Origin of the sequence: Serpens gallinarum, assembly GCF_014836765.1 — a bacterium.
In the GTDB taxonomy this organism is placed as follows: Bacteria; Pseudomonadota; Gammaproteobacteria; order Pseudomonadales; family Pseudomonadaceae; genus Serpens; species Serpens gallinarum.
Map to the genome: position 1 here is coordinate 149,057 of NZ_JACSQG010000004.1, position 22,528 is coordinate 171,584.

Annotated in this window: 20 protein-coding genes and 2 pseudogenes; 13 read left to right on the plus strand and 9 right to left on the minus strand. The window is 61.5% G+C overall.

Annotated features, from left to right (window positions below; translation table 11 throughout):
- The first annotated feature begins 150 nt into the window (after positions 1–150).
- The 3 genes from ccoN (H9642_RS09980) (at position 151) to H9642_RS09990 (ending at position 3,095) form a co-directional block, all read left to right on the plus strand.
- Positions 151–1,611, plus strand: coding sequence for a cytochrome-c oxidase, cbb3-type subunit I (ccoN, locus tag H9642_RS09980; RefSeq protein ID WP_251836292.1), 1,461 nt, complete (start codon positions 151–153; stop codon positions 1,609–1,611).
- Entirely contained in the window at positions 1,599–1,805 is a 207-nt protein-coding gene (locus tag H9642_RS09985; protein ID WP_251836293.1) for a hypothetical protein, read from the plus strand. The genes ccoN (H9642_RS09980) and H9642_RS09985 overlap by 13 nt, the downstream gene beginning before the upstream one ends.
- A gap of 105 nt (positions 1,806–1,910) precedes the next feature.
- On the plus strand, positions 1,911–3,095 hold the full coding sequence (locus H9642_RS09990) for an HPP family protein (RefSeq protein WP_251836294.1): 1,185 nt from the start codon (positions 1,911–1,913) through the stop codon (positions 3,093–3,095).
- Between the two features lies 1 nt (position 3,096).
- Here the strand turns inward: H9642_RS09990 and H9642_RS09995 are convergent, their stop codons facing one another.
- From H9642_RS09995 to H9642_RS10005, 4 genes and pseudogenes are all read right to left on the minus strand, one after another.
- Complete coding sequence (locus H9642_RS09995; protein ID WP_251836295.1) at positions 3,097–3,960, minus strand: LysR family transcriptional regulator; 864 nt, start codon at positions 3,958–3,960, stop codon at positions 3,097–3,099.
- Between the two features lie 148 nt (positions 3,961–4,108).
- Complete coding sequence (locus tag H9642_RS10000; protein ID WP_433962693.1) at positions 4,109–5,170, minus strand: methyl-accepting chemotaxis protein; 1,062 nt, start codon at positions 5,168–5,170, stop codon at positions 4,109–4,111.
- A 30-nt stretch (positions 5,171–5,200) separates the two neighbouring features.
- Positions 5,201–5,734 (minus strand): annotated as a pseudogene (locus H9642_RS18460) (MCP four helix bundle domain-containing protein); the annotation flags it as partial.
- A gap of 92 nt (positions 5,735–5,826) precedes the next feature.
- Complete coding sequence (locus H9642_RS10005; RefSeq protein WP_251836297.1) at positions 5,827–6,876, minus strand: amidohydrolase family protein; 1,050 nt, start codon at positions 6,874–6,876, stop codon at positions 5,827–5,829.
- 106 nt (positions 6,877–6,982) lie between these two features.
- On the opposite strand from H9642_RS10005, the gene H9642_RS10010 reads away from it, so the two are divergent.
- Entirely contained in the window at positions 6,983–7,912 is a 930-nt protein-coding gene (locus tag H9642_RS10010; protein WP_251836298.1) for an AEC family transporter, read from the plus strand.
- A 76-nt stretch (positions 7,913–7,988) separates the two neighbouring features.
- Here the strand turns inward: H9642_RS10010 and H9642_RS10015 are convergent, their stop codons facing one another.
- Complete coding sequence (locus tag H9642_RS10015; protein WP_491016056.1) at positions 7,989–9,662, minus strand: DEAD/DEAH box helicase; 1,674 nt, start codon at positions 9,660–9,662, stop codon at positions 7,989–7,991.
- Between the two features lie 500 nt (positions 9,663–10,162).
- Here H9642_RS10015 and ppnP point away from each other — a divergent pair, with 500 nt between their 5' ends.
- Together ppnP and H9642_RS10025 are read left to right on the plus strand one after the other, a co-directional pair.
- Complete coding sequence (ppnP, locus tag H9642_RS10020; RefSeq protein ID WP_251836299.1) at positions 10,163–10,444, plus strand: pyrimidine/purine nucleoside phosphorylase; 282 nt, start codon at positions 10,163–10,165, stop codon at positions 10,442–10,444.
- Positions 10,445–10,578: 134 nt separating this feature from the next.
- Positions 10,579–10,758: a PA1571 family protein gene (locus H9642_RS10025; RefSeq protein WP_251836300.1), complete on the plus strand. Its 180-nt coding sequence runs from the start codon at positions 10,579–10,581 to the stop codon at positions 10,756–10,758.
- A gap of 140 nt (positions 10,759–10,898) precedes the next feature.
- On the opposite strand, the gene pdxB is transcribed toward H9642_RS10025, so the two are convergent.
- Positions 10,899–12,044 carry a 4-phosphoerythronate dehydrogenase PdxB gene (gene pdxB / locus H9642_RS10030; RefSeq protein WP_251836301.1) on the minus strand — a complete coding sequence of 382 codons (1,146 nt, stop codon included), beginning with the start codon at positions 12,042–12,044 and terminating at the stop codon, positions 10,899–10,901.
- A gap of 157 nt (positions 12,045–12,201) precedes the next feature.
- On the opposite strand from pdxB, the gene H9642_RS10035 reads away from it, so the two are divergent.
- Complete coding sequence (locus H9642_RS10035; protein ID WP_251836302.1) at positions 12,202–13,614, plus strand: MATE family efflux transporter; 1,413 nt, start codon at positions 12,202–12,204, stop codon at positions 13,612–13,614.
- A 35-nt stretch (positions 13,615–13,649) separates the two neighbouring features.
- Here H9642_RS10035 and tusA read toward each other — a convergent pair whose 3' ends face one another.
- The gene (gene tusA, locus H9642_RS10040; protein ID WP_251836303.1) at positions 13,650–13,892 is read right to left on the minus strand and encodes a sulfurtransferase TusA; all 243 of its coding nucleotides are present in this window, start codon (positions 13,890–13,892) and stop codon (positions 13,650–13,652) included.
- A 70-nt stretch (positions 13,893–13,962) separates the two neighbouring features.
- Here tusA and H9642_RS10045 point away from each other — a divergent pair, with 70 nt between their 5' ends.
- The gene (locus tag H9642_RS10045) at positions 13,963–14,136 is read left to right on the plus strand and encodes a hypothetical protein (RefSeq protein ID WP_251836304.1); all 174 of its coding nucleotides are present in this window, start codon (positions 13,963–13,965) and stop codon (positions 14,134–14,136) included.
- On the opposite strand, the gene rlmM is transcribed toward H9642_RS10045, so the two are convergent.
- Complete coding sequence (rlmM, locus tag H9642_RS10050) at positions 14,111–15,160, minus strand: 23S rRNA (cytidine(2498)-2'-O)-methyltransferase RlmM (RefSeq protein WP_251836305.1); 1,050 nt, start codon at positions 15,158–15,160, stop codon at positions 14,111–14,113. The two genes, H9642_RS10045 and rlmM, sit on opposite strands and share 26 nt — an antisense overlap.
- Before the next feature lie 120 nt (positions 15,161–15,280).
- Between rlmM and acnA the strand changes: the two genes are divergently transcribed.
- The 3 genes and pseudogenes from acnA to H9642_RS10060 all read left to right on the plus strand — a co-directional run bounded on the left by acnA (position 15,281) and on the right by H9642_RS10060 (position 19,673).
- Positions 15,281–17,956: an aconitate hydratase AcnA gene (acnA, locus tag H9642_RS10055; protein WP_251836306.1), complete on the plus strand. Its 2,676-nt coding sequence runs from the start codon at positions 15,281–15,283 to the stop codon at positions 17,954–17,956.
- A 148-nt stretch (positions 17,957–18,104) separates the two neighbouring features.
- Positions 18,105–18,428 (plus strand): annotated as a pseudogene (locus H9642_RS18465) (PAS domain-containing protein); the annotation flags it as partial.
- Between the two features lie 171 nt (positions 18,429–18,599).
- The gene (locus H9642_RS10060; protein WP_433962694.1) at positions 18,600–19,673 is read left to right on the plus strand and encodes a methyl-accepting chemotaxis protein; all 1,074 of its coding nucleotides are present in this window, start codon (positions 18,600–18,602) and stop codon (positions 19,671–19,673) included.
- Here H9642_RS10060 and H9642_RS10065 read toward each other — a convergent pair.
- Entirely contained in the window at positions 19,663–20,379 is a 717-nt protein-coding gene (locus H9642_RS10065; protein WP_350027860.1) for an alpha/beta family hydrolase, read from the minus strand. The genes H9642_RS10060 and H9642_RS10065 overlap by 11 nt on opposite strands.
- Positions 20,380–20,471: 92 nt before the next feature.
- On the opposite strand from H9642_RS10065, the gene ccoN (H9642_RS10070) reads away from it, so the two are divergent.
- Positions 20,472–21,911 carry a cytochrome-c oxidase, cbb3-type subunit I gene (gene ccoN / locus H9642_RS10070; protein ID WP_251836309.1) on the plus strand — a complete coding sequence of 480 codons (1,440 nt, stop codon included), beginning with the start codon at positions 20,472–20,474 and terminating at the stop codon, positions 21,909–21,911.
- Entirely contained in the window at positions 21,911–22,522 is a 612-nt protein-coding gene (gene ccoO, locus H9642_RS10075; RefSeq protein WP_251836310.1) for a cytochrome-c oxidase, cbb3-type subunit II, read from the plus strand. The genes ccoN (H9642_RS10070) and ccoO overlap by 1 nt, the downstream gene beginning before the upstream one ends.
- The last annotated feature ends 6 nt before the right edge of the window (positions 22,523–22,528 follow it).

Genomic DNA, 22,528 nt, shown 5'->3' on the forward strand with positions numbered 1-22,528 from the left:
AAGCTCAGACTTACCACCCCGCCAAACAGACACTCTCGACGAGTGCATTGACGCTTACGATCCACCGAGGTCCCCCGTAGAGGAGATCCACGGACCGGGAGCGAGCGGCGAACCTTGCATCCCCCCCTTGCGTGCATCTGGTATTTTCCCATGTTCAAAGAGACTCCACTTGATTCAGCGGACACCTACAACTATACGGTGGTCCGCCAGTTCACTCTGATGACTCTGATCTGGGGCATCGTCGGCATGGGCATGGGCGTATTCATCGCCGCCCAGCTGGTATGGCCGCAACTCAACTTCGACCTGTCGTGGACCAGTTTCGGTCGCCTGCGCCCCATTCATACCAATCTGGTGATCTTCGCCTTTGGCGGCAGTGCGCTGTTCGCCACCTCGTTCTATGTGGTGCAGCGCACCAGCAACGTACGATTGGTATCGGACAGTCTGGCCCGGTTGGTATTCTGGGGCTGGCAAGCAGCCATTCTGGCCATGCTGGTTACTTATCCATTGGGTTACACCACCTCCAAGGAATACGCGGAAATGGAGTGGCCTATCGCCTTGTTGGTCACGGTGGTCTGGCTCGCCTACGCCTATTTATTCTTTGCCACCATTGCCCGACGCCGGGTCAAGCACATCTATGTCGGCAATTGGTTTTATGGCGCCTTCATCGTGGTGACCGCGATGGTGCACATCGTCAACCATGTGCTTATTCCGGTGACTGCGCTTAAGTCCTATCCGCTGTACTCTGGCGCCACCGATGCGATGATCCAGTGGTGGTATGGCCACAGCGTGGTTGGCTTCATTCTCTCGGTCGGCTTTCTGGGCATGATGTACTACTTCGTGCCCAAGCAGGCCGAGCGCCCGATCTATTCCTACCGCCTGTCCATCGTGCACTTCTGGGCGATCATCTCGCTGTACATCTGGGCCGGCCCGCACCATCTGCACTACACCGCGCTCCCGGACTGGGCGCAGTCCCTGGGCATGGTGATGTCGATCATCCTGCTGGCGCCCAGCTGGGGCGGCATGATCAACGGTATGATGACCCTGTCGGGCGCCTGGCATAAGCTGCGCACCGACCCGATCCTGCGTTTCCTGGTCGTGTCCCTGGCGTTCTACGGCATGTCGACCTTCGAAGGTCCGATGATGGCCATCAAGACCGTCAACGCCCTGTCCCACTACACCGACTGGACCATCGGCCACGTACACGCCGGCGCCCTCGGCTGGGTGGCGATGATTAGCATCGGCACGCTGTATCACATGATCCCCCGCCTCTGGGGCCGTGAACACATGCACAGCGTGGCATCGATCAATACCCACTTCTGGCTGGCCACCATCGGCACCGTGTTGTACATCGCCTCCATGTGGGTCAACGGCATCACGCAGGGCCTGATGTGGCGCGCAGTCAACCAAGACGGTACCCTCACCTATTCGTTCGTTGAAGCGTTGGAAGCCAGCCATTTCGGCTACCTGGTCCGCCTCGGCGGCGGCGGGATCTTCGCCTCAGGTATGCTGCTGATGGCCTGGAATACCTGGAAAACCGTCCGCACCAGCGAACGCGCCCCGTCGTCGCTCGTCGCTCGTCGCCGCAGTGAGCTAAGCCCATGTGGTCGCTGATTTTTCTGACTGGCATGCTGATGTACTGCGCAGCTCTTAGCCTGTTGCGCCTGTCGGGTCACGATGAAGAGCAAGCCGCGTTGCTGCCCTTCGCCGACGATCCCGAGGCGGCCCGACTGATGACTGCCGAGACCGGGAGAATCTGCGAGCGGGTGGAATCCCACCCGCAGGCCGACGGGCATTTCGACGCCTAAAAGAGGCCTCGCAACGCCTCTCCTTTGGAATTTCCGGCACGCTCCACGCACCGCCTTTTTAGGGCACCTCGATGCCCTCTGTGTTTTGTTTCTTACTTAGTGACCATGACTCGACCCACTTCCTCGCTACGCACCTGGCTCGGCGGTTTTCTTCCGGCCCCCACCACAACCCGCCCACGTGAATGGCTGCGCGCCTCCTTCGGCGCAGCACTGGCCATCCTGTGCAGCGCTGAAATCTGTCGCCAGTTGTTCGGCGAGGCGATCACCCTGCAACTGATCGGGCCGCTGGGCGCCTCGGCGATTTTGCTGTTTGCGGTGTCATCCGGTGCCCTGGCGCAGCCCTGGTCCATCGTGGGCAGTTATCTGACAGCCTCGCTGGTCGCCAGCGTGACCGTGCATGTGGCCGGCCAAACCCTGTATGCCGCAAGCCTTGCGATTGGCGCATCGTTGCTGCTGATGTACCTGCTGCGCTGCCTGCATCCGCCAGGTGGCGCGGTGGCACTGTGCGTAACGCTGGGCAGCCCCGCTAGCGAGCAGACCTTTTTTGCGCTGCTGCCCGTGCTGGTGAACGCCGCGTGCCTGCTCTCCTGCGCATTGCTGTACAACAACCTGACCCGGGTGCGTTATCCCAAGGCGCCCACGGTGGCTGCCGACCTGCACCACACCTTGGACCCCGACCCACAAACCCGCGCGGGCATTTCCAGTGAAGACCTGCAGCAGGCACTGGAAGACTTTGGCGAATTCGTCGACGTCACCCGCGAGGATCTCGAAGAGATCATGCGCAGCACACAGCGTCACGCGCTGCGGCGCAGCATGGGTGAAATCCGCGTGAGCCAGATCATGTCTCGCGATTTGCGCTGCGGCACGGTGAACACCACCGTCGACCAGGCACTGGCCACGCTCAAGCAGCACCGCTTGCGCAACCTGCCGGTGCTGGACGAGGCCGGACATCTGGCTGGCATCATCAGCATCGTCGACCTGATCGGAAAATCCTCAGGCAGCGGCCGTTTCAGTTTGCTGGGCCGGCTGAGACGCCGACGGGAAACGCTGCTGGGCGAAGTGATGAGCAGCCCGGTGACCACCATCGACAGCAATGCACACGTTGTCGAGCTGATTCCATTGCTGTCCGGCCAGGGCCTGCATTGCCTGCCGGTACTAGAACAGGGACGCCTGGTGGGCATGCTTACCCAGACCGACCTGATTGCCGGCTTGCAGCAGCACCTGTTGCGTAACCTGGACTTTCGCTTTCCGTTGGAAAGCGACCACAGGCAGAAACTAGCAAGCGCCTGAACTAAATGACCGGGTCCCAGCGCTGGGACCAGTCCTGGTCGCGCTGCACCACCTCTCGGAGGACTCGCAGGGCCTGCTGCAACACGTCCGAGTCGCGCTCGCGCGAATACACCAGCCAAGTGGGATAACTGAACTCTGGCGCGGCGGGAACCCGCGCCAGTACGCCACTCTCCAGATAGCTCTCCACCACCCGGCGGCGAAAATAGCCTGAGCCGCCACTGTCGAGGATGTACTGCAAGGCCAACGGGCCAAGATTGAAACTGATCGCCGCCCTGGCCTTGTCCGGCAAGGCCGCATTGTGCTGGTGTCGAAAGCCTTCGCCCCAGTCGACATACACATAAGGCTCCGGCATCGCCGGCTGGCACACCTGGATCAGTTTTTCCTCCAGGATCTGCTCGACCTGCAACTCTGGCCAATAGGCCGGCTGGTAAACCAGCGCAGCGTCCAGCATGCCCTGCTCGATCTGTCGCAACAGGGTCGGGCCATCGGCTATTTCAGCGCGAGTCGCATGGGAAGGAATCGCCGTGCGCAACGCGCGCACCCAGTCGAGCATCAACGGATTACACAGACTGATTTCGCCCCCCACCCGCAGGATGGTGTGAAACCCCTGGGGCAACGGCAAGTCTCGCTGGGCGGCTTCCCAGGTTTGCACCAGTTGCCTGGCATAGACAATGAACTTGTCGCCATTGGCGGTCAGGCGGGCACCTGCCCGATTGCGTACGAACAGCGTGCAGCCTAGATGGCTCTCAAGTTTCTGCACCCGCGCAGTGATAGCCGTCTGGGTGACGTGCAAACGCTCGGCGGCAGCGATGAAGCTGCCACAGCGGGCAATTTCAATGAAGGTACGGGCAAGCTCAATATCCATTCATACCCCAGGCGCAGAAAGAACGCGCCATTGTAGGCGAGCCTCCTTCTGCGGGGTGAGTCGAATGGCGATGTGGCCCAGGTCTGGAACGGCCAACGGGTTGGCCGGTTCCGGCACGCCTTATTCAACCAAAGGCGCACCGGTCAGTTTACAACCGGAAACGTGTCACCAGACCATTGAGGTCCACGGCCAGGCGCGAAAGCTCTTGGCTGGCAGCGCTGGTCTGATTGGCGCCCGCGGCGCTTTGCAGTGACAGATCGCGGATATTCACCAGGTTGCGGTCCACCTCCCGCGCCACATGGGCCTGCTCTTCGGCGGCGCTGGCGATCACCAGGTTGCGCTCGTTAATGCCCATGATGGCCGAGGCAATGCGCTCCAGCGCTGCGCCGGCAGCCTGGGCCACTTCCAGACTGCCACACGCACGCTGGGTGCTGTTCTGCATGGAACTGACCGCCTGGTCGGTTTCGGCATGGATACCCCCGATCATCTGTTCGATTTCCTGGGTGGACTGTTGGGTACGGTGTGCCAAAGCACGCACCTCGTCGGCCACCACCGCAAAACCCCGCCCGTGTTCGCCGGCCCGTGCAGCCTCGATGGCCGCATTGAGCGCCAGCAGGTTGGTCTGGTCGGCAATGGAACGAATTACTTCGAGCACCTGAGCGATGTCTCGCACATTGGCAGCCAGCTTCTCCACCTGGCTGGCGGTGCCGTTCACATCGGCGGCCAGTTGACCGATCGAATCCACCGTCTGCAGCACCTGCTCGCGACCCTGCAGCGCCGTGGTATTGGTTTCGCTGGAGGCTTCAGAGGTGCTAACCGCATTGCGCGCTACCTCCTCTACCGCGCTGGTCATTTCGTTGACAGCGGTAGCCGCCTGCTCGATCTGCTCGTTCTGCTGGTGCAGGCCACGTGAAGAGTCTTCGGTAACAGCGTTGAGCTCTTCTGCGGCAGAAGCCAGCTGATTGGACGAATCGGAAATCTGTTGCACAGTCGCGCGCAGCTTTTCCTGCATAGTCTGCAGCGCCTGCAGCAGGCGGGCGGGCTCGTCACGCCCCTCTACTTGAATCCTTTGGCTGAGATCGCCATCAGCAACGCTGCCAGCCACACGCACGGCCTGGTTAAGGGGCTGGACGATGCTGCGAGTAAACAACACGGCAAGCAACACGGTGAGCAAAGCGGCCACTATGATCGCCACAATCACACCCAGCACCGCGCTTTCGTAGACTTCGGTGGAATAGTTAGCCGCGGCTCTGGCGCCTTGAACATTCATTGTTCTCAGGCTGTCTAGCGCCGAAGTAATAGCATCGGCGTGATTGTTGATCACGCCAGCACCCACTACAGCGGCGCCCTGGACGTCGCCTACCTGCAAACGGGCGATGATTTTCTGCTGCTCGCCGAAATATCTTTGCTGGGCATCCTGAAATCGCGCGAAAGCAGCCTGCTCATTTGGCGAAGAAATGAGGTCATCGAACGTTGCCTGCAGAACATCCAATCCACTGCGAATCTCCTGTAACTGGGCCAGCGTCGTGCGTGTGGTAGCGTCATCACGCTGAACCGACAGACGCAACGTCAACGTCCGGATGCGCTGCATGGACTGCTCCAGTTCACCCAGGGTCACAACGCTCGGCAACCAGAGCTCGTCCACTTCTTTGGCCTGAGTGCGCATGCCCGCCATCTGATTGAGGGCATACAGCCCCATCAACAATACGATGAAGGCAATCAGCCCGAACCCTAGTGCGGCACGAGGGGCGATATTGAGATTTCGAAGCGACATGACAACGTCCTAAAATGATTCACGCCTAGATATCGACCGTGCCCAGCCAACCTGAAAGATAATGACCTACCGTTCGTCAGATGAATTATCGGTCACAGACCCTGTTTACCCGGGAGAATCGCCAGGAAATTATCCCGCGCCACCCGCTGCGCCACCTTGGCGGGCAATGCATCAAGGAACGGCTCGAAGGCTCGCAGGTGTTCCCCCAGATTGCCGAAGCTGCCCACCAAGTCGGAACCGAGCATGAAACGCTCGGGATAGCGCTCTACCAGCGCCAGCCAATGCGGATCGGGCGCGCCCTCTTTGTCGAGCAAATACGGCCGCAACAGGGTCCAGGACAGATCGATATACAGGTTGGGATAGTCCGCCAGCAGGCGCTCGAGTGTTGGCCTTAGAAAGGCCAGCTTTTCCTGGTGGCGGTGCAATTCCATGCTGGTGCCGGCGTGGGCCCAGATGAAACGCACATGGGGGTGGTTGCGCAAGGGCGCTTCAATTTCCGCCAGGTACAGCGGATTGCGCTCACGCTTGGAGGTGATATTGGAATGCACCATAACCGGTAAATCGTACTCGGCAGCCAGGTGATAGATACGTGTCATCGCCTCGTTGTTGGCCCGGGGAATGTCTCCATAGGTCAAGGCGGTCAGATCGTCGTGGCGGGTGAAGACTTCGCCCAGACCCTGCCAGAGGCCCGGGTCCAATTCCAGCATGCGCCGCACATGGGCATCGGCATTCTTGTCTGCCGGGTTGAACCCGGAGAGAAAAGGATGCACGCGGCGACGGCGCTCAGGCGGCAACTGCTTCACCGCGGCGGCAACCAGCACATCGGTGGCGCTGTACCAATAAACCCCCGCGTCATCCCCGGCGTAGTAACGCGGCCGTTTCGGCTCGTCTTCGTGCCATTTCTTCGCCACCGGAATACCGGCCAGCATCACATGCTCGGCCCCCGCCGCGTTCATCGCCTTGAACAGGCGGTCCATGCCCTCGCTTTCTTGGAAGAAATCCACATAGTGCAGATGGGCGTCGCTGTAGCGGTAGTCACGCGCCGACACGGCAGCACCGCAGGCGAGCAACCAGGCGATCAAGAGCAAACGGAGCACAGGGGTAATCTCCCTCGGGGTTCGGGGGATAGACACAAGGCCCATGCTCCGGTTCGATCCGGTTGTGATGTCGTCTGGCAGTATGGCAATTGGCCTTAGTGACGCACTCGGGTAGCCTGCAGTCTTCACTGTCAGGTCAATACCCGCCCCTATGTCCTCGGTCATCAATGTCATCCTGCCGATTTTTGCGCTGATTCTGATCGGCTATGTGTGCCGCAAAACCAACCGCCTCGGCCCGCACGCCGCCTCGGAAATCAACCGTTTCGTGGTTTGGCTGGCGCTGCCGGCACTGCTGTTCAGCGTCACGGCCAATTCCAGCTGGGAGAGTCTGTGGCAACCAGGCTTTCTGCTCGCCTTTGGCGGAGGCAGCCTCGCGGTATTCATTTTGACTTTGCTCTATCGTCTCAAACGCTCCGCACCGTTGGCCGACGCCAATATCGATGGGCTCAGCGCGGCCTACGCCAATACCGGTTACGTCGGCATTCCGCTGTGCATTCTGGTGTTTGGCGAAGGCGGACTGGAGCCGGCGTTGATCGCCACCCTGGTTGTGGTCTGTGGACTTTTTGCGATCGCCGTGGTGGGCATTGAAGTGGCGCTGCAAGGCGAAAAATCCCTGGGCGCGGCGGTGCGCAAGGTTAGCCTGGCGCTGCTGAAGAATCCGCTGGTGATCTCGCCGGTACTCGGCGCGCTCTGGGCCGCAGGCGGCCAGCCGCTGCCCCAGGCTTTGGCCGAACTGCTGCGCCTGCTCGGCGCGGCCACCACGCCCTGCGCACTGGTCTCACTGGGCCTGTTTCTAGCTCACGAGCAACGCGGGGACAGTGAAGGCAGCCTGGCTCTGACGGGCATGAAACTCATTATTCAGCCGCTGATTACCTGGTACGTTGCCTTTCAGCTGCTTGAACTGCCGTCCCTGTGGGCGCACGCCGCCCTGCTGCTCAGCGCCCTGCCCACCGGCACCGGCCCCTATATGCTGGCCGAGTACTACCAGCGCACCGCGACGCGGGTGTCCCGCGCCGTGCTGTATTCGACGCTGGGCTCGCTGGTCACCTTGTCGCTGTGCCTGTACTGGCTGGGTTATTGAAGGGTCCGTAACACCGTTAGCAGCAAATTCCCATAAAAAAACCCCGCAAATGCGGGGTTTTTCGTTCAGCCGAGGATCAATCCTCGCGATAGCGACGCAGCTTGAGAGCCTTGCCAGCAACGCGGGTGTCCTTGAGCTTACCGAGCAGACGGTCCAAACCGTCTTCCGGCAGTTCGATCAGGCTGAAGGTTTCGCGAATCTGGATGCGGCCGATGGCTTCGCGAGCCAGGCCACCTTCGTTGAGAATCGCGCCAAGCAGGTTCTTCGCGGCGATGCCGTCGCGGGTCCCCAGCGAGGTGCGGCAACGTGCGCGACCCTCGGTCAGCTGTACAGGAGCGCGACGCTCACGGTATTCGCTGCGCTCACTGCTGCGATCGCCATCACGTTCGCGACGTTCACGCGTTGCGGACGGCACCAGGGGCTGCTCGCTCTGCACTTCAGCCAGGCTCAGCGCCTGACCATTAGTGGCCTTGCGCAGCATGGCCGCGGCAAGCGCACGCGGACTGCAGTCGAGGTCAGCAACCAGGCGGTCAAACAGCTCGCCGTGGCTGACTTCAGCATCAGCAATCAGCGGACGCAGGCTGTTGGTCAGTTTCTTGATACGTGCATCCAGCACCTGCTGCGCGTTGGGCAGCTGGGCTTCGACAACCTTCTGGCCGGTGACACGCTCAATGACCTGCAACATGCGACGCTCACGCGGGGTAACCAGCAGCAGCGCGCGACCTTCGCGACCGGCACGACCGGTACGACCGATACGGTGTACGTAGGACTCCGGGTCGTAGGGCATGTCAACGTTGAGCACGTGAGTGATGCGCGGCACGTCAAGGCCACGGGCCGCCACGTCGGTGGCAACGACGATGTCCAGACGGCCATCCTTGAGCGAGTCGATGACGCGCTCACGCTGGTTCTGGGCGATATCGCCATTCAGCGCGGCAGCCTTGTAACCCTTGGCTTCCAGCGCGGCGGCTAGATCCAGAGTGGCTTGCTTGGTACGCACGAAGGCGATCAGCGCATCGAAGTCCTCGACTTCCAGCAGACGGCACACAGCCGAGATCTTCTGGTCGGCGTGAATCATCAGGTGCGCCTGATCAATGCGCGCCACGGTCTGGGTCTTGGCGGCGATCTTGATGTGCTTCGGCTCGCGCAAGTGCTTTTCGGCGATGGCACGGATCGAGTGCGGCAGAGTGGCGGAGAACAGCACGCTCTGACGGCTTTCCGGCATGGCCTCGAAGATCACCTCCAGGTCATCCATAAAGCCCAGCTTGAGCATTTCGTCGGCTTCGTCGAGCACCAGATACTGGATGGTCGAGAGCAGTTTGTCGTTACGGCTCAGGTGATCGACCAGACGGCCCGGCGTCGCCACCAGCACCTGAGCGCCTTGACGAATGGCCTTGAGCTGCGGGCCCATGGGCGCGCCGCCGTAGACGGCAACCACGCCGAGGCCGGGCATCTGGGTGGAATAGGTTTCAAACGCGGTGGCCACCTGCAGGGCCAGCTCGCGGGTCGGCGCGAGGATCAGCGCCTGGGGTTCACGCTTGGCCGGGTCGATCTTGGACAGGATCGGCAGGGCAAACGCGGCGGTCTTGCCGGTCCCGGTCTGCGCCTGGCCGATCATGTCGTGGCCTTCAAGGATCATCGGGATCGCTTGAGCCTGGATCGGAGACGGCTCTTCGTAGCCTGCGGCGATGACTGCAGCGAGAACGGAAGGATTAATACCGAGCGCGGCGAAGCCGACGGTTTCTTGGGTCATGGAGTTTGCCTCAAATGCATCCGCAAACACCCATGAGCCAAAGCTGCGCATGCCATGTACTGACCTTTTGGGTCACCCTGGCAGCCTTGTCGGCGAGGATTTGCGAGAACGCGTGATGATTATGAATGTAACGTCAAGGACGTCCGAAGGGCGGACATACAGCGGAAGCGGCGCTTCGTGGAATTGCCTACCTGAACGGGGCCGAATGATCGACCGGCGAGCACTATACCGGAAACGTTTACGCTTTGCGCCAGCTTTTTGGCTTTTGCACACAACATTTTACGTTTCTAACGCACCAGGTAGCCCGTGGGCAGCCAGTGATCGACTCTTGTTCAAGCACAGCCATTGCATTGCCGGTGCGAGCGCGGGATCTGATTTTAGTCATATCCATACGCTCTAACCCGTGACACACAAGCATATCGCAGCACTGTAAAGCAGATGACGCCGCACGGGCGGCTGGGCATACTGGCGAGCGTCTTTTACCTCAAGGAAGCCTTCCCATGTTCAAAGTCAACGAGTATTTCGACGGCACCGTCAAGTCCATCGCTTTCGGCCTGAATCAAGGCACCGCCACCATCGGCGTCATGGCCCCCGGCGAATACGAATTCGGCACCGGCAAGAGCGAGATCATGCACGTGGTCGCCGGCGCCCTGACCGTCAAGCTGCCGGGCAGCGACAGCTGGGAAACCTACCAGGCTGGTAGCCAGTTCAACGTACCAGCCGATAGCAAGTTCCAGCTGCGCGTCGCCGTGGACACTGCTTACCTGTGCGAATACCACTGAAATAGTTCCTCCGGGGTCGGCCATGCCCGCCCCGGCCGTTGCTGTAACTGTGACTTGCTGTCATGACAGCTTCATCTAAAGTTCCTAGTCTGTATCTGACGTCGATCGATGTGGACCACTGATAAGGAGCCGCCATGAATCCACACACCAGCACCTCCCAGCGCCCGGATCTCGCTCTGGATCTGCAATCCGTCGCCTTTGGCGCCATCATCGACGAATTGGGGCGTGAAGTTCCGATCACCGAGTCGATGATCCAGCAAGCCTGTCGCGAACTCGACGAAAGCCAGCAACGACAACAGCCCCCAAAAGACTGAACTACCCAGCGTGACCCCTCCAGGTCACCCGCGAAATGATCAAGGCCGGCAGCCTCATAGGTGCCGGCCTTTTCGTATATTCCTATGAATCGCGCCGCCGCGCCCAACCGCAGCCAATGTGGGCCTCGCCCGTTCAGGTATCAGAGCAGTTCTGCCCCCAAGGCCCTCACCAGTCCAGCCAGTTCTGGCGCATCGCCTTGCAGCCGAACCTGCAGCCCGTCGATTTCACGGCGAGGTGGATAATGTTTGCGCAACGCATCGAATCCCAGCCGCCGAGCCTGTGCGTTCCCCACCAACGAGCGACGGAAACTCGCATCGTCGCGCCGTGGGTCATAAACCACACGACACAGCGCAGCCAGTGCCCACTCCAGATCCGCACCCGCCTGCAAGCTCAGCTGCGGCAACCAGGCAGGCGGCAGCAAGGTTTCCAGACTCACCGTGGGCGCCACGCCCAGATGCTCACAGAACGCGCGGTAAATCTGCGCGGTGCCGCGCGCCTTGCCTTCCAGGCTGTAACCGGCGATATGCGGCGTAGCGATACGGCAACGCTGAGCCAGAACGACATCCACCTGCGGCTCACCCTCCCAGACATCCAGCACCGCCTCCAGATCGGGGCGTTGCTGCAGCACGTCAAGCAGCGCCGCGTTATCGACCACCTCGCCACGGCTGGCGTTGATCAGCCAGGCGCCGGGCTTGAGACGCGCGAGCTGTTCAACACCAAACAGATGACGGGTTGGCCACTGCCCCTCGCCGGTAAGCGGCGTATGCATGCTGATCACATCGCACTCCGCCAAAATGGTTGGCAAGTCGACAAAGTCACCCCCCTCTTCACGCGCCGCCCGGGGCGGATCGCAGACCAGCACGCGCCAGCCCAGACCACGCAGCACCTCGACCAGCCGCCCGCCAACCTGCCCGGCGCCGACCACGCCGTAGCAGCGCTCGCTTAACGGCACGCCCTGCGCCTCGGCCAGCGCCAGCAGGCTGCCGAGAACATAATCCACCACACCGCGCGCATTGCAGCCTGGCGCGCTGGCCCAGGCAATGTCGGCGTCCGCCAGGTAATCCAGATCCAGGTGATCGGTGCCAATGGTGCAGGTGCCGACAAAACGCACTGGACTGCCCGCCAGCAACCGAGCATTGACCTGGGTTACCGAACGCACCAGCAGCACATCGGCACGAGCCAACGCCTCGGCCGTGAAGGCGCGTCCCGGCTGGCGCTGGATGCTGCCAAACGACGCGAAGAACGCCTCAACCAGAGGAATATTTTCATCGGCAAGAATATGCATGGCATGGGTCTCCGAAAACGAGGCCGACATTCTAGGCGCAAAACGCGACAGGCATTGTCAGAGGTCATCGCCTCCCACGCTGCGGCGAAACCGCGCGCAGCTTCCTGCGGCACTCTCCAACGCGTAGAATCGGCGTTTTTCCGCAGTTTGCTCCCACATGCCCGCCCAGTCTCGCAGTACCCGAGTGCGTCGCGAAGTTCGTGCCCTGCTCACCCTCGCCACGCCGATTATCATTGCTCAGCTGTCCACTACCGCCATGGGCTTCGTCGACACGGTGATGGCCGGTCGCGTCAGCCCCCATGACCTGGCTGCCGTGGCGCTGGGCAATTCGATCTGGATGCCGGTCTTTCTGCTGATGACCGGTATTCTGCTGGCCACCACGCCCAAAGTGGCGCGGCGCTTCGGCGCCGGCCAGGAGGCCGAGATCGGCCCGCTGGTGCGCCAGGCACTGTGGCTGGGGCTGTCGATCGGCTGCGCAGCCGCCGTATTGTTGTGGAACGCCGAGCCGGTTTTGCACTGGATGAACGTGGAGGCCGAACTGGTCGAATTGTCCATGGGCTACCTGCGCGGGGTGGCCTGCGGCTTCCCCTTTGTGGCCCTGTATCACGTGCTGCGCTGTTTCAGTGATGCCCTGGGGCATACCCGCCCGAGCATGGTGATAGGCCTGCTGGGCCTGCTGCTGAACATTCCCCTCAACTACATCTTCATCTACGGCAAGCTCGGCGTGCCGGCCATGGGCGGAGTGGGCTGCGGCTGGGCCACGGCCATCGTCATGGTCGCCATGCTGGTGGGCATGCTCGTCTGGGTGAAGTGGGCACCGTATTACAAATCCTGCGGGCTGTTCCTGCGCTTCGACCGCCCCCATTGGCCGAGCATTCGCCGCTTGCTGACCATTGGTGTACCCATTGGCATCGCGGTATTCGCCGAAGCGAGCATCTTCTCGGTAATCGCCCTGCTGATTGGCAGCCTGGGTGCCAGCGTGGTGGCCGGGCATCAGATCGCCCTGAACATTTCGTCGATGATTTTCATGGTGCCCTACTCCCTGGGCATGGCGGTAACCGTTCGGGTCGGCCAGGCCCTGGGGCGTCAGGAGCCTCGCGAAGCACGCTTCTCAGCAGGCGTAGGGATTGCCGTGGCGCTGTGCTATGCCTGTTTCTCCTGCAGCCTGGTGTTGCTGTTTACCGAGGAAATCGCGCGCATCTATACCCCTGACCCGGCCGTACTCGCCGTGGCCACCTCGTTGCTGATTTATGCTGCGCTGTTCCAGTTCTCCGACAGCATCCAGGTCACTTCTGCTGGCGCGCTGCGCGGCTATCAGGATACCCGCGCGACCATGCTGATTACCCTGTTCTGCTACTGGGGCATTGGCTTGAGCATGGGCTACAGCCTGGGGCTCACCGATATCTGGGGCGAGCCCAGCGGTCCGCGCGGGCTTTGGCAGGGGCTGATCATCGGCCTGAGCTGCGCCGCGCTACTGCTTGGTTGGCGCTTGGCACGCAGCGCGCGACGAGTGATTCGCGAGGCTCGGAGCAAGGGAGAGGCAAAAGCCGCCATGCTGAGCGCTCAATAAGCGCCCAGGTCGGTGGCTGGGCGCACCGCGCCCTTTCAGTCCACCTTCTTGCGAATCCAATACAGGTATTGGCCGTCCTGTTCTGCCTGTTCCAGCAGCTCATGACCGAGGAACACGCAGAACTTGGGAATGTCGCGGCGAGTGGACGGGTCGGTGGCGATCACCTTGAGCAGGTCACCGCCGTGCAGATCGCGCACCTTGTTGTGCAGCATCATCACCGGCTCCGGGCAATTGAGCCCGCTGGCGTCGAGAATGGCGTCGGGTTGCAAAGAAGTCATGGGCTACTCCAGAAACAGGCCGCTATTGTGGCGCAAAGCCCGTTGCGAGCCCAGACAGGAAAGCAACGCCATGGACAAATCCTGGTGCGTCAAACGCCTGGACGACAACGGCAACGAATTCGTCCTGCAAGCCAACCTGAGCCGCGAACAGGCTGAGCGCCTTGCTCGCGACTACCAGTCACGCGGCCACAAACAGAGCTACTGGGCGTGCCGACAGGTTACAAACGGCGCAGGTGGCAGGTAACCTCCTCGCGGTCGTGATACAGCTGCTTGCACGCGATGGAGACTTTCACACCACGCGCCTTGAGCCCCTCCGCAATGCGCGCCAGTAGGCGCTGCACTTCCACGTAACGCTGCTTCATGGGCAACTTTAAATTCACCACCGCCTCGCGGCACCGCCCTTCGCCGATCCAGGTTTCCAGCAAGGCGGCATTACGCGCCGGCTTCTCGACGATATCGCAGACCATCCAATCCACCGGATGGCGCGGCTTGAACTGAAAGCCATCGGCCTGCAAATGTTCGACCAGGCCGCTGTCCATCAGGCTCTCGTCCATCGGACCATTGTCCACGGCGATGACACTCATCTGCCGCTTGACCAGTTGCCAGGTCCAACCGCCCGGCGCGGCGCCCAGGTCCACGGCCGTCATCTCGGAAGACAAGCGCTCCGGCCATTGCTCGCGCGGAATGAACTGGTGCCAGGCCTCTTCCAACTTGAGGGTCGAACGGCTCGGTGCTTCGCGAGGAAATTTCAGACGCGGAATGCCCATGGGCCAGAGGGCTGCATTTCCCGCCTCGGCCAGCCCCACGAAGACTTCCCGCCCGCTCTTGAACGTCAGCTGCAGGCGCGGCTTGCGCGCATCCTCGACCAGCCGACCAGACTTGTTCAAGGCCTTGCGCAATGGCCCTTCGAACCGCTTGCAGAAGGTCGACAATTCCTTGCCGTCGTTGGTGTCCAGCACCTCCAGCCACAGGCTGCCGCACACCGGGCAGGCAATCAGATAATCCAATAACACACTGATGCGGTCGCTTTCCGGCAATTGCAGCCAGCTACCGCGCGCCCACTGGCGGGCAAAGATCAGGTCAGAAAAACGCAGTTTGCGCATCAGGCGCTCGCTGTCACCGTTGTCCTGGCAGATAAACTCGGTAAAGCCGCCGCCCGCCTTGCCCTTGGCATAACCAGGGACTTCCAGACGGGCGGCGTGGTCGGAGATTTCAGCGCAGACCTCGCCCTCGAAACCGGGGCGGCAATGGAAAAGCAGGGTATTCATGGAATGTCTCCTTGGAGGGGAGCGCATGATAAAACGGCAGGGGAACCCTTGACGCGCACTTCCGGTCAAGTGCAGAGCAAGCCTGTCGACAGTGTCGCCACCCAGCCAGGAGCCCTCCTCATGCCGTCAAAGGACAGCCTGAACTGCCGCCGCAGCCTTGAAATCAGCGGCCAGACCTATCACTACTTCAGCCTGCCGGAAGCGTCAAAAAGCCTGGGCGATATCAGCCGCCTGCCCCTTTCGCTCAAGGTCTTGCTGGAAAACCTGCTGCGCTGGGAAGACGGAACGACCGTACAGGCCGAGGATTGCCAGGCCATCGCCGACTGGTTGCAACGTCGCTGCTCGGACCATGAGATTGGCTACCGCCCAGCCCGCGTGCTGATGCAGGATTTCACCGGTGTACCCGCCATCGTCGATCTGGCCGCCATGCGCGATGCCATGGCCAAGGCCGGCGCCGACCCGCAGCGCATCAATCCGCTAACCCCAGTGGACCTGGTCATCGACCACTCGGTGATGGTCGATCGCTTCGCCGATCCCAGCGCCTTCGCCGACAACGTCGCCATCGAAATGCAACGCAATGCCGAGCGCTATGCCTTCCTGCGTTGGGGCCAGCAGGCCTTCGCCAATTTCCGCGTGGTACCGCCCGGCACTGGCATCTGCCACCAGGTCAATCTTGAATACCTGGCCCAGGTAGTGTGGACCCGTGAAGAAGAGGGCCTGACGTACGCCTACCCCGACACCCTGGTCGGCACCGACTCGCATACCACCATGGTCAACGGCCTCGGCGTGCTTGGCTGGGGCGTGGGCGGTATCGAGGCCGAAGCCGCCATGCTCGGCCAACCGGTGTCGATGCTGATTCCTGAAGTGGTCGGTTTCCGCCTCACCGGCCAACTGCGCGAAGGCGTAACGGCAACCGACCTGGTACTGACCGTCACCCAGCAGTTGCGCAAGCACGGCGTAGTGGGCAAGTTCGTCGAATTCTACGGCCCTGGCCTGGATAGCCTGCCCCTGGCCGATCGCGCCACCATTGCCAACATGGCCCCGGAATACGGTGCCACCTGCGGCTTTTTCCCGGTGGACCAGATCACCCTCGACTACCTGCGCCTCTCTGGTCGCGACGAACAGCGCATCGCCCTGGTCGAGGCCTATTGCAAAGCCCAGGGTCTGTGGCGCGATGCAACGGCTCCGGAACCGCTGTTCAGCGAAGCACTGAGACTCGAACTGGACAGCGTGCAACCCTCGCTGGCCGGACCCAAACGACCGCAAGATCGTGTGTCGCTTCCCGACATTGGCGGCAACTTCGATTTGCTATTGGAAACCAGCGGGCGTATCCGGCAAGCCGAAAGTGCCTTCCCCGTCGCGGGTGAAGACTTCGCCCTCAAACACGGCTCAGTGGTGATCGCGGCGATCACGTCCTGCACCAACACCTCCAACCCCAGCGTGTTGATGGCTGCCGGCCTGGTGGCGAAAAAAGCCGTCGAACGCGGCCTGCAACGCAAACCCTGGGTCAAATCCTCGCTGGCACCCGGCTCCAAGGTGGTCACCGACTACCTGGACAAGGCGGGCCTGACGCCCTACCTGAACAGCCTGGGTTTCAACCTGGTAGGCTACGGCTGCACCACCTGCATCGGCAACTCCGGACCGCTGGACGAGCCGATTGGCCAAGCGATCATCGACAACGACCTGATCGTTTCCTCGGTACTGTCCGGCAACCGCAATTTCGAAGGCCGCGTGCACCCGATGGTCAAGGCCAACTGGCTGGCCTCGCCCCCGCTGGTGGTGGCCTTTGCGCTGGCCGGGACCACGCGCATCGACATGACCCAGGAACCGCTAGGCTTCGATCCACAGGGCCAGCCGGTGTTCCTGCGCGACCTCTGGCCCAGCAATGCCGAAGTCGCCTCCGCAGTCAGCGCCGTGGACGGCGCCATGTTCCGCAAGCAATACGCCGACGTGTTCAGCGGCGATGCCCACTGGCAGTCCATGCCAGTGAGCGGCGGCGCCACCTACCAATGGGCTGCCGATTCCACCTACGTGCAGAATCCGCCGTATTTCACCGAAATTGGCCAGCCCGCCCGCGAACCGACGGATATCCTCGGCGCGCGCATCCTGGCCCTGTTCGGCGATTCGATCACCACCGACCATATTTCGCCAGCTGGCAATATCAAGGCCAGCTCTCCTGCCGGGCTTTACCTGCAATCCTTGGGCGTTCCGCCACAGGACTTCAACTCCTATGGCTCCCGGCGCGGCAACCATGAGGTCATGATGCGCGGCACCTTCGCCAACATCCGCATCAAGAACGAAATGCTCGGCGGGGAGGAAGGCGGCAATACCCTGCTGCAACCTGGTGGGGAAAAACTGTCGATCTACGACGCCGCCATGCGCTACCAGACTCAGGGCACACCGCTGGTGGTGATTGCCGGCCAGGAATACGGCACCGGCTCATCGCGCGACTGGGCGGCCAAAGGGACTACGCTGCTCGGCATCAAGGCCGTGATCGCCGAAAGCTACGAACGCATTCACCGCTCCAACCTGATCGGCATGGGCGTGCTGGCCCTTCAGTTTGTCGAGGGGCAAAATCGCCACAGCCTGGGCCTGAGCGGCCGGGAAACCCTCAATATCCGCGGGCTCTCGGCGCACTTGGAGCCGCACCAGCAACTGACGGTTGAAGTCCTGCGCGAGGACGGCACGCAGAGCAACTTCCCGGTGCTATGCCGCATCGACACCGCCAACGAAGCCCGCTTCTTCATGGCGGGCGGCATTCTTCATTTTGTCTTGCGTGAATTACTGGCACATTGACGAATTACCGCCGCTAGCACATAGCCATTATCAAGAAAAATGATTTTGGACAAATGGCTCATTTTTTTTTGCGTCTGGCCGATTTAATAATGACGTCAACTTCTTGCTCCAGCCCATCCGGGAGGAGCCGCCACACGGATACCTACCCATGCGCAACAATCAGCCCATCACTCAGCATGAGCGGAGTTTTCCTGCGCATCAGCGACTGATCTCCACCACCGACCTCAAAGGTCAGATCACCTACTGTAATGATCACTTCATGCACATCAGCGGGTTCACCCGCGAAGAGCTGCTGCGGGCACCGCACAACCTGGTACGCCACCCGGATGTTCCGGCCGCGGTATTCGAGCACATGTGGGCAACCCTGAAAAAAGGCGAGCCGTGGATGGGCATCGTCAAGAACCGTTGCAAGAATGGCGATTTTTACTGGGTCAATGCCTACGTTGTTCCCGTCCTGGTTGATGGCCAGACGATTGGTTACGAGTCGGTACGCGTCAAGCCCACAAGCGAACAGATCCAGCGTGCCGAAGCCCTCTATCAGCGCATCAACGCCGGCAAGCCGCCGGTGCCGCGCCGTGATCGCTGGCTGCCGGTTTTGCTCAACTGGCTGCCGTTCATTCTGGTCAGCCAGATCGGCTTTGCCGTGGGCGCGCAGCTAAACAGCTTCTGGGGGTTTGCGGTCGCCGCCGTGCTCAGCGTTCCCCTGGGCTTGATCGGTTTGCGCTGGCAGACCCGTGGCCTGCGTAGACTGCTGCATCTAGGCCAGCAGCAAAGCATGGCCGACCCCTTGATCGCCCAGATGTATACCGACAGCCGAGGAGTGCAAGGGCGCATCGAACTGGCCATGCTCAGCCAGGAAGCCCACTTGAAAACCTGCCTGACCCGCTTGCAGGACAACGCCGAGCGGCTCACCCGCCAAGCGCTGCAAGCCGACGGGCTGGCCAACAGCAGCTCAGCGGGGTTGAAGCGCCAACGTCAGGAAACCGAAGCCGTCGCGGCCTCGATCCACCTGCTGAGCAGCGCCACTCAGGAAGTTGCACGCAGCATTGGCCACACGGCGACCGCCACTCAGCAAGCCAACGCCTTGGCCAACGAAGGCCGCGCGATTGCTGCGCATGCCAGCCAGACCATTGAGCAGCTGTCCAAAGCTGTGGGGGAATCCAGCGCCACCGTCGCCCGACTGGCCGATGACAGCACCGAAATCGGCGGCATGGTGGATGTCATCAAGGGCATCGCCGACCAGACCAACCTGTTGGCGCTAAATGCCGCCATCGAGGCCGCCCGTGCTGGCGAGATGGGGCGCGGCTTCGCCGTGGTGGCCGATGAGGTTCGCTCGCTGGCCAAGCGCACCAGTGACTCCACCGAGCATATTCACCAATTGATTGTGAAATTGCAGAGCAATGCGGCGGCCGCGGTTTCTGCCATGGAAAACGGTCGACACCAGGCGGATGCCAGCGTCAGTGAGGTGCTCAAGGCCGATCAGGCGCTGGTGGGCATTGGCGATGCCGTGCACAGCATTTCCACCATGGCCAGCCAGATCGCAACCGCGGCCGAGCAGCAAAGCTCCGTGGCGGAAGAAATCAACCGCACCATCGACACCATCGCCCAGCTTGCCGAGCAAACCACCACCGAGGCCAACAACACGGCGCTGCTCAGCGAAGCGCTGACCAAGACCGCTCAGGGGCAGCATGCGCTGGTGGAGCGCTTCAATCGTTAAAAAAACCAGCAGTGGCAGGGACGAGAAACTCGGCAATCGCCTCGGCACTGCGCTGCAGATGCTGTGTATGGGTGAAACCTGAGCGTTTCAACGGCTTGAGATCATGGTCGGCAGCGGCGAGCCATTCGATGCGGATGGTGGCCGCCAATCGATAATTCTCCACTTCGTCACGCGAACCCAGCGCGTCGCGCTCGCCCTGTAAAATCAGCGTCGGCGTACGCAGTTCGGCCAGGTGTTCCACGCGGGTTTTCTCCGGCTTGCCGGCGGCGTGGAAGGGATAACCCAGGCAGATCAGCGCGTCGGCCCGCAGCTCATCGGCGAGCATGCTGGCCATGCGTCCGCCCATGGATTTGCCGCCAATGGCCAGCGGCCCCGTGACCTGTTGCCGCACCCGGGCATACACCTGCCGCCAGTGATCGAGCAACTGCCGTTGCGAATTGGGCGGTCGGCGCGTGCCGTCCACCCTGCGCGCCGCCATATAGGGAAACTCGAAGCGCACCACGGCTACCCCGCGGGCCACAAGGCGTTCAGCCATTTCGTTCATGAACGGGCTGTCCATCGGCGCGCCCGCGCCATGGGCCAGAATAAGCGTGCACAGCGTCTCGGCAGCAGGCCGCGACCAGCACAGACTTTCCTCTCCCGCTTGCCCCTGCCCCTTCTGTGGACATTGACCCGGATCAATATCGGCCATTGTGCCTTTCACCATCCTTACCGCGCTGCAAAAGCTGACGAATCCGGGCTTCTCCGGTCAAGACAGCGCGCAGCTATCTGCCCAAAACCGTGGATGGAAGCCCATACATGAACACAGCAACCAGTACCGCCTATAACTATAAGGTGGTCCGCCAATTCGCCATCATGACGGTGGTGTGGGGCATCGTCGGGATGCTCGTCGGCGTTCTCATCGCCGCCCAATTGGCTTGGCCACTTCTCAACTTCGACCTCCCCTGGACCAGCTTCGGACGCCTGCGTCCGCTGCACACCAATGCGGTGATCTTCGCCTTTGGCGGTTGCGCCCTGTTCGCCACCTCCTATTACTCGGTGCAGCGTACCTGCCAGACCACCCTGTTCGCCCCCAAACTGGCGGCGTTCACCTTCTGGGGCTGGCAACTGGTGATTGTGCTGGCGGCGATTACCCTGCCGCTGGGCCTGACCACCTCGAAAGAATACGCCGAGCTGGAATGGCCGATCGATATCCTGATCGCCGTCGTCTGGGTCAGCTACGCCATCGTGTTCTTCGGAACGCTGCTCAAGCGTAACGTCAAACACCTGTATGTCGGCAACTGGTTCTTCGGCGCCTTCATTCTTGTGGTGGCGATGCTGCACATCATCAACAACCTGGAAATCCCGGTTACCTGGAGCAAATCCTACTCCCTGTACTCCGGCGCCACCGACGCCATGGTGCAGTGGTGGTACGGGCACAACGCCGTGGGCTTCTTTCTGACCACCGCGTTCCTGGGCATGATGTACTACTTCGTGCCCAAGCAGGCCCAACGTCCGGTCTACTCCTACCGCCTGTCCATCGTGCACTTCTGGGCGCTGATCACCCTGTACATCTGGGCCGGTCCGCACCACTTGCACTACACCGCGCTGCCGGACTGGGCTCAATCCCTGGGCATGGTGATGTCGATCATCCTGCTGGCGCCGAGCTGGGGCGGCATGATCAACGGCATGATGACCCTTTCGGGCGCCTGGCATAAGCTGCGCACCGACCCGATCCTGCGCTTTTTGGTGGTGTCCCTGGCGTTCTACGGCATGTCGACCTTCGAAGGTCCGATGATGTCGATCAAGACCGTCAACGCCCTGTCCCACTACACCGACTGGACCATTGGCCACGTGCACGCCGGCGCCCTCGGCTGGGTGGCGATGATTTCCATCGGCTCCCTGTACCACCTGATCCCGAAAGTGTTCGGCCGCGACGAGATGCACAGCATCCCACTGATCAACGCCCACTTCTGGCTCTCCACCATCGGCACCGTGCTGTACATCGCCTCCATGTGGGTCAACGGCATCGCCCAGGGCCTGATGTGGCGCGCAGTGAACGAAGACGGCACCCTCACCTACTCCTTCGCCGAAACCCTGGTGGCCAGCCACCCAGGCTTTGTGGTGCGGGTAATCGGTGGTGCCCTGTTCTTCTCCGGCATGCTGCTGATGGCCTGGAACACCTGGAAAACCGTCCGTGCAGCCAAGCCTGAAGACGTTGCCGCTGCCGCGAAGTACACGGTCGAAGGAGCCCATTAATGAAATCGCACGAGAAACTCGAGAAGAACATCGGTCTGCTGACCCTGTTCATGATCCTCGCCGTGAGCATCGGCGGCCTGACCCAGATCGTCCCGCTGTTTTTCCAGGACGTGGTCAACGAGCCGGTGGAAGGCATGAAGCCTTACACCGCGCTGCAACTGGAAGGTCGCGACCTGTACATCCGTGAAGGCTGCGTCGGCTGCCACTCGCAGATGATCCGTCCGTTCCGTGCTGAAACCGAGCGCTACGGCCATTACTCCGTGGCCGGCGAAAGCGTCTGGGATCACCCGTTCCTGTGGGGCTCCAAGCGTACCGGTCCGGACCTGGCCCGTGTCGGCGGTCGTTACTCCGATGATTGGCACCGTGCGCACCTGTACAACCCACGCAACGTGGTGCCCGAGTCGATCATGCCCGCCTACCCCTGGCTAGTAGAGAACAAACTCGACGGCAAGGACACCGCGGCCAAGATGAAAGCCTTGCGCACCCTCGGCGTGCCCTATAGCGATGACGACATCGCCGGAGCCCGCAACGCGGTGAAAGACAAGACCGAAATGGACGCCATGGTCGCCTACCTGCAAGTGCTCGGCACTGCGCTCACGAACAAACGGTAACGGCGA

What these genes read in the sequence shown, in the direction of transcription:
- H9642_RS10010 (WP_251836298.1), top strand. Translation starts at nt 6,983, where the DNA reads ATGTCCTCGGTCATCAATGTCATCCTGCCGATTTTTGCGCTGATTCTG.
- H9642_RS10025 (WP_251836300.1), top strand. Translation starts at nt 10,579, where the DNA reads ATGAATCCACACACCAGCACCTCCCAGCGCCCGGATCTCGCTCTGGAT.
- rlmM (WP_251836305.1), bottom strand. Translation starts at nt 15,160, where the DNA reads ATGAATACCCTGCTTTTCCATTGCCGCCCCGGTTTCGAGGGCGAGGTC.
- acnA (WP_251836306.1), top strand. Translation starts at nt 15,281, where the DNA reads ATGCCGTCAAAGGACAGCCTGAACTGCCGCCGCAGCCTTGAAATCAGC.
- H9642_RS10035 (WP_251836302.1), top strand. Translation starts at nt 12,202, where the DNA reads ATGCCCGCCCAGTCTCGCAGTACCCGAGTGCGTCGCGAAGTTCGTGCC.
- pdxB (WP_251836301.1), bottom strand. Translation starts at nt 12,044, where the DNA reads ATGCATATTCTTGCCGATGAAAATATTCCTCTGGTTGAGGCGTTCTTC.
- ccoO (WP_251836310.1), top strand. Translation starts at nt 21,911, where the DNA reads ATGAAATCGCACGAGAAACTCGAGAAGAACATCGGTCTGCTGACCCTG.
- H9642_RS10005 (WP_251836297.1), bottom strand. Translation starts at nt 6,876, where the DNA reads ATGGGCCTTGTGTCTATCCCCCGAACCCCGAGGGAGATTACCCCTGTG.
- H9642_RS10065 (WP_350027860.1), bottom strand. Translation starts at nt 20,379, where the DNA reads ATGGTGAAAGGCACAATGGCCGATATTGATCCGGGTCAATGTCCACAG.
- H9642_RS10015 (WP_491016056.1), bottom strand. Translation starts at nt 9,662, where the DNA reads ATGACCCAAGAAACCGTCGGCTTCGCCGCGCTCGGTATTAATCCTTCC.
- H9642_RS09995 (WP_251836295.1), bottom strand. Translation starts at nt 3,960, where the DNA reads ATGGATATTGAGCTTGCCCGTACCTTCATTGAAATTGCCCGCTGTGGC.
- ccoN (WP_251836292.1), top strand. Translation starts at nt 151, where the DNA reads ATGTTCAAAGAGACTCCACTTGATTCAGCGGACACCTACAACTATACG.
- tusA (WP_251836303.1), bottom strand. Translation starts at nt 13,892, where the DNA reads ATGACTTCTTTGCAACCCGACGCCATTCTCGACGCCAGCGGGCTCAAT.
- ppnP (WP_251836299.1), top strand. Translation starts at nt 10,163, where the DNA reads ATGTTCAAAGTCAACGAGTATTTCGACGGCACCGTCAAGTCCATCGCT.
- H9642_RS09990 (WP_251836294.1), top strand. Translation starts at nt 1,911, where the DNA reads ATGACTCGACCCACTTCCTCGCTACGCACCTGGCTCGGCGGTTTTCTT.
- ccoN (WP_251836309.1), top strand. Translation starts at nt 20,472, where the DNA reads ATGAACACAGCAACCAGTACCGCCTATAACTATAAGGTGGTCCGCCAA.
- H9642_RS10045 (WP_251836304.1), top strand. Translation starts at nt 13,963, where the DNA reads ATGGACAAATCCTGGTGCGTCAAACGCCTGGACGACAACGGCAACGAA.
- H9642_RS09985 (WP_251836293.1), top strand. Translation starts at nt 1,599, where the DNA reads ATGTGGTCGCTGATTTTTCTGACTGGCATGCTGATGTACTGCGCAGCT.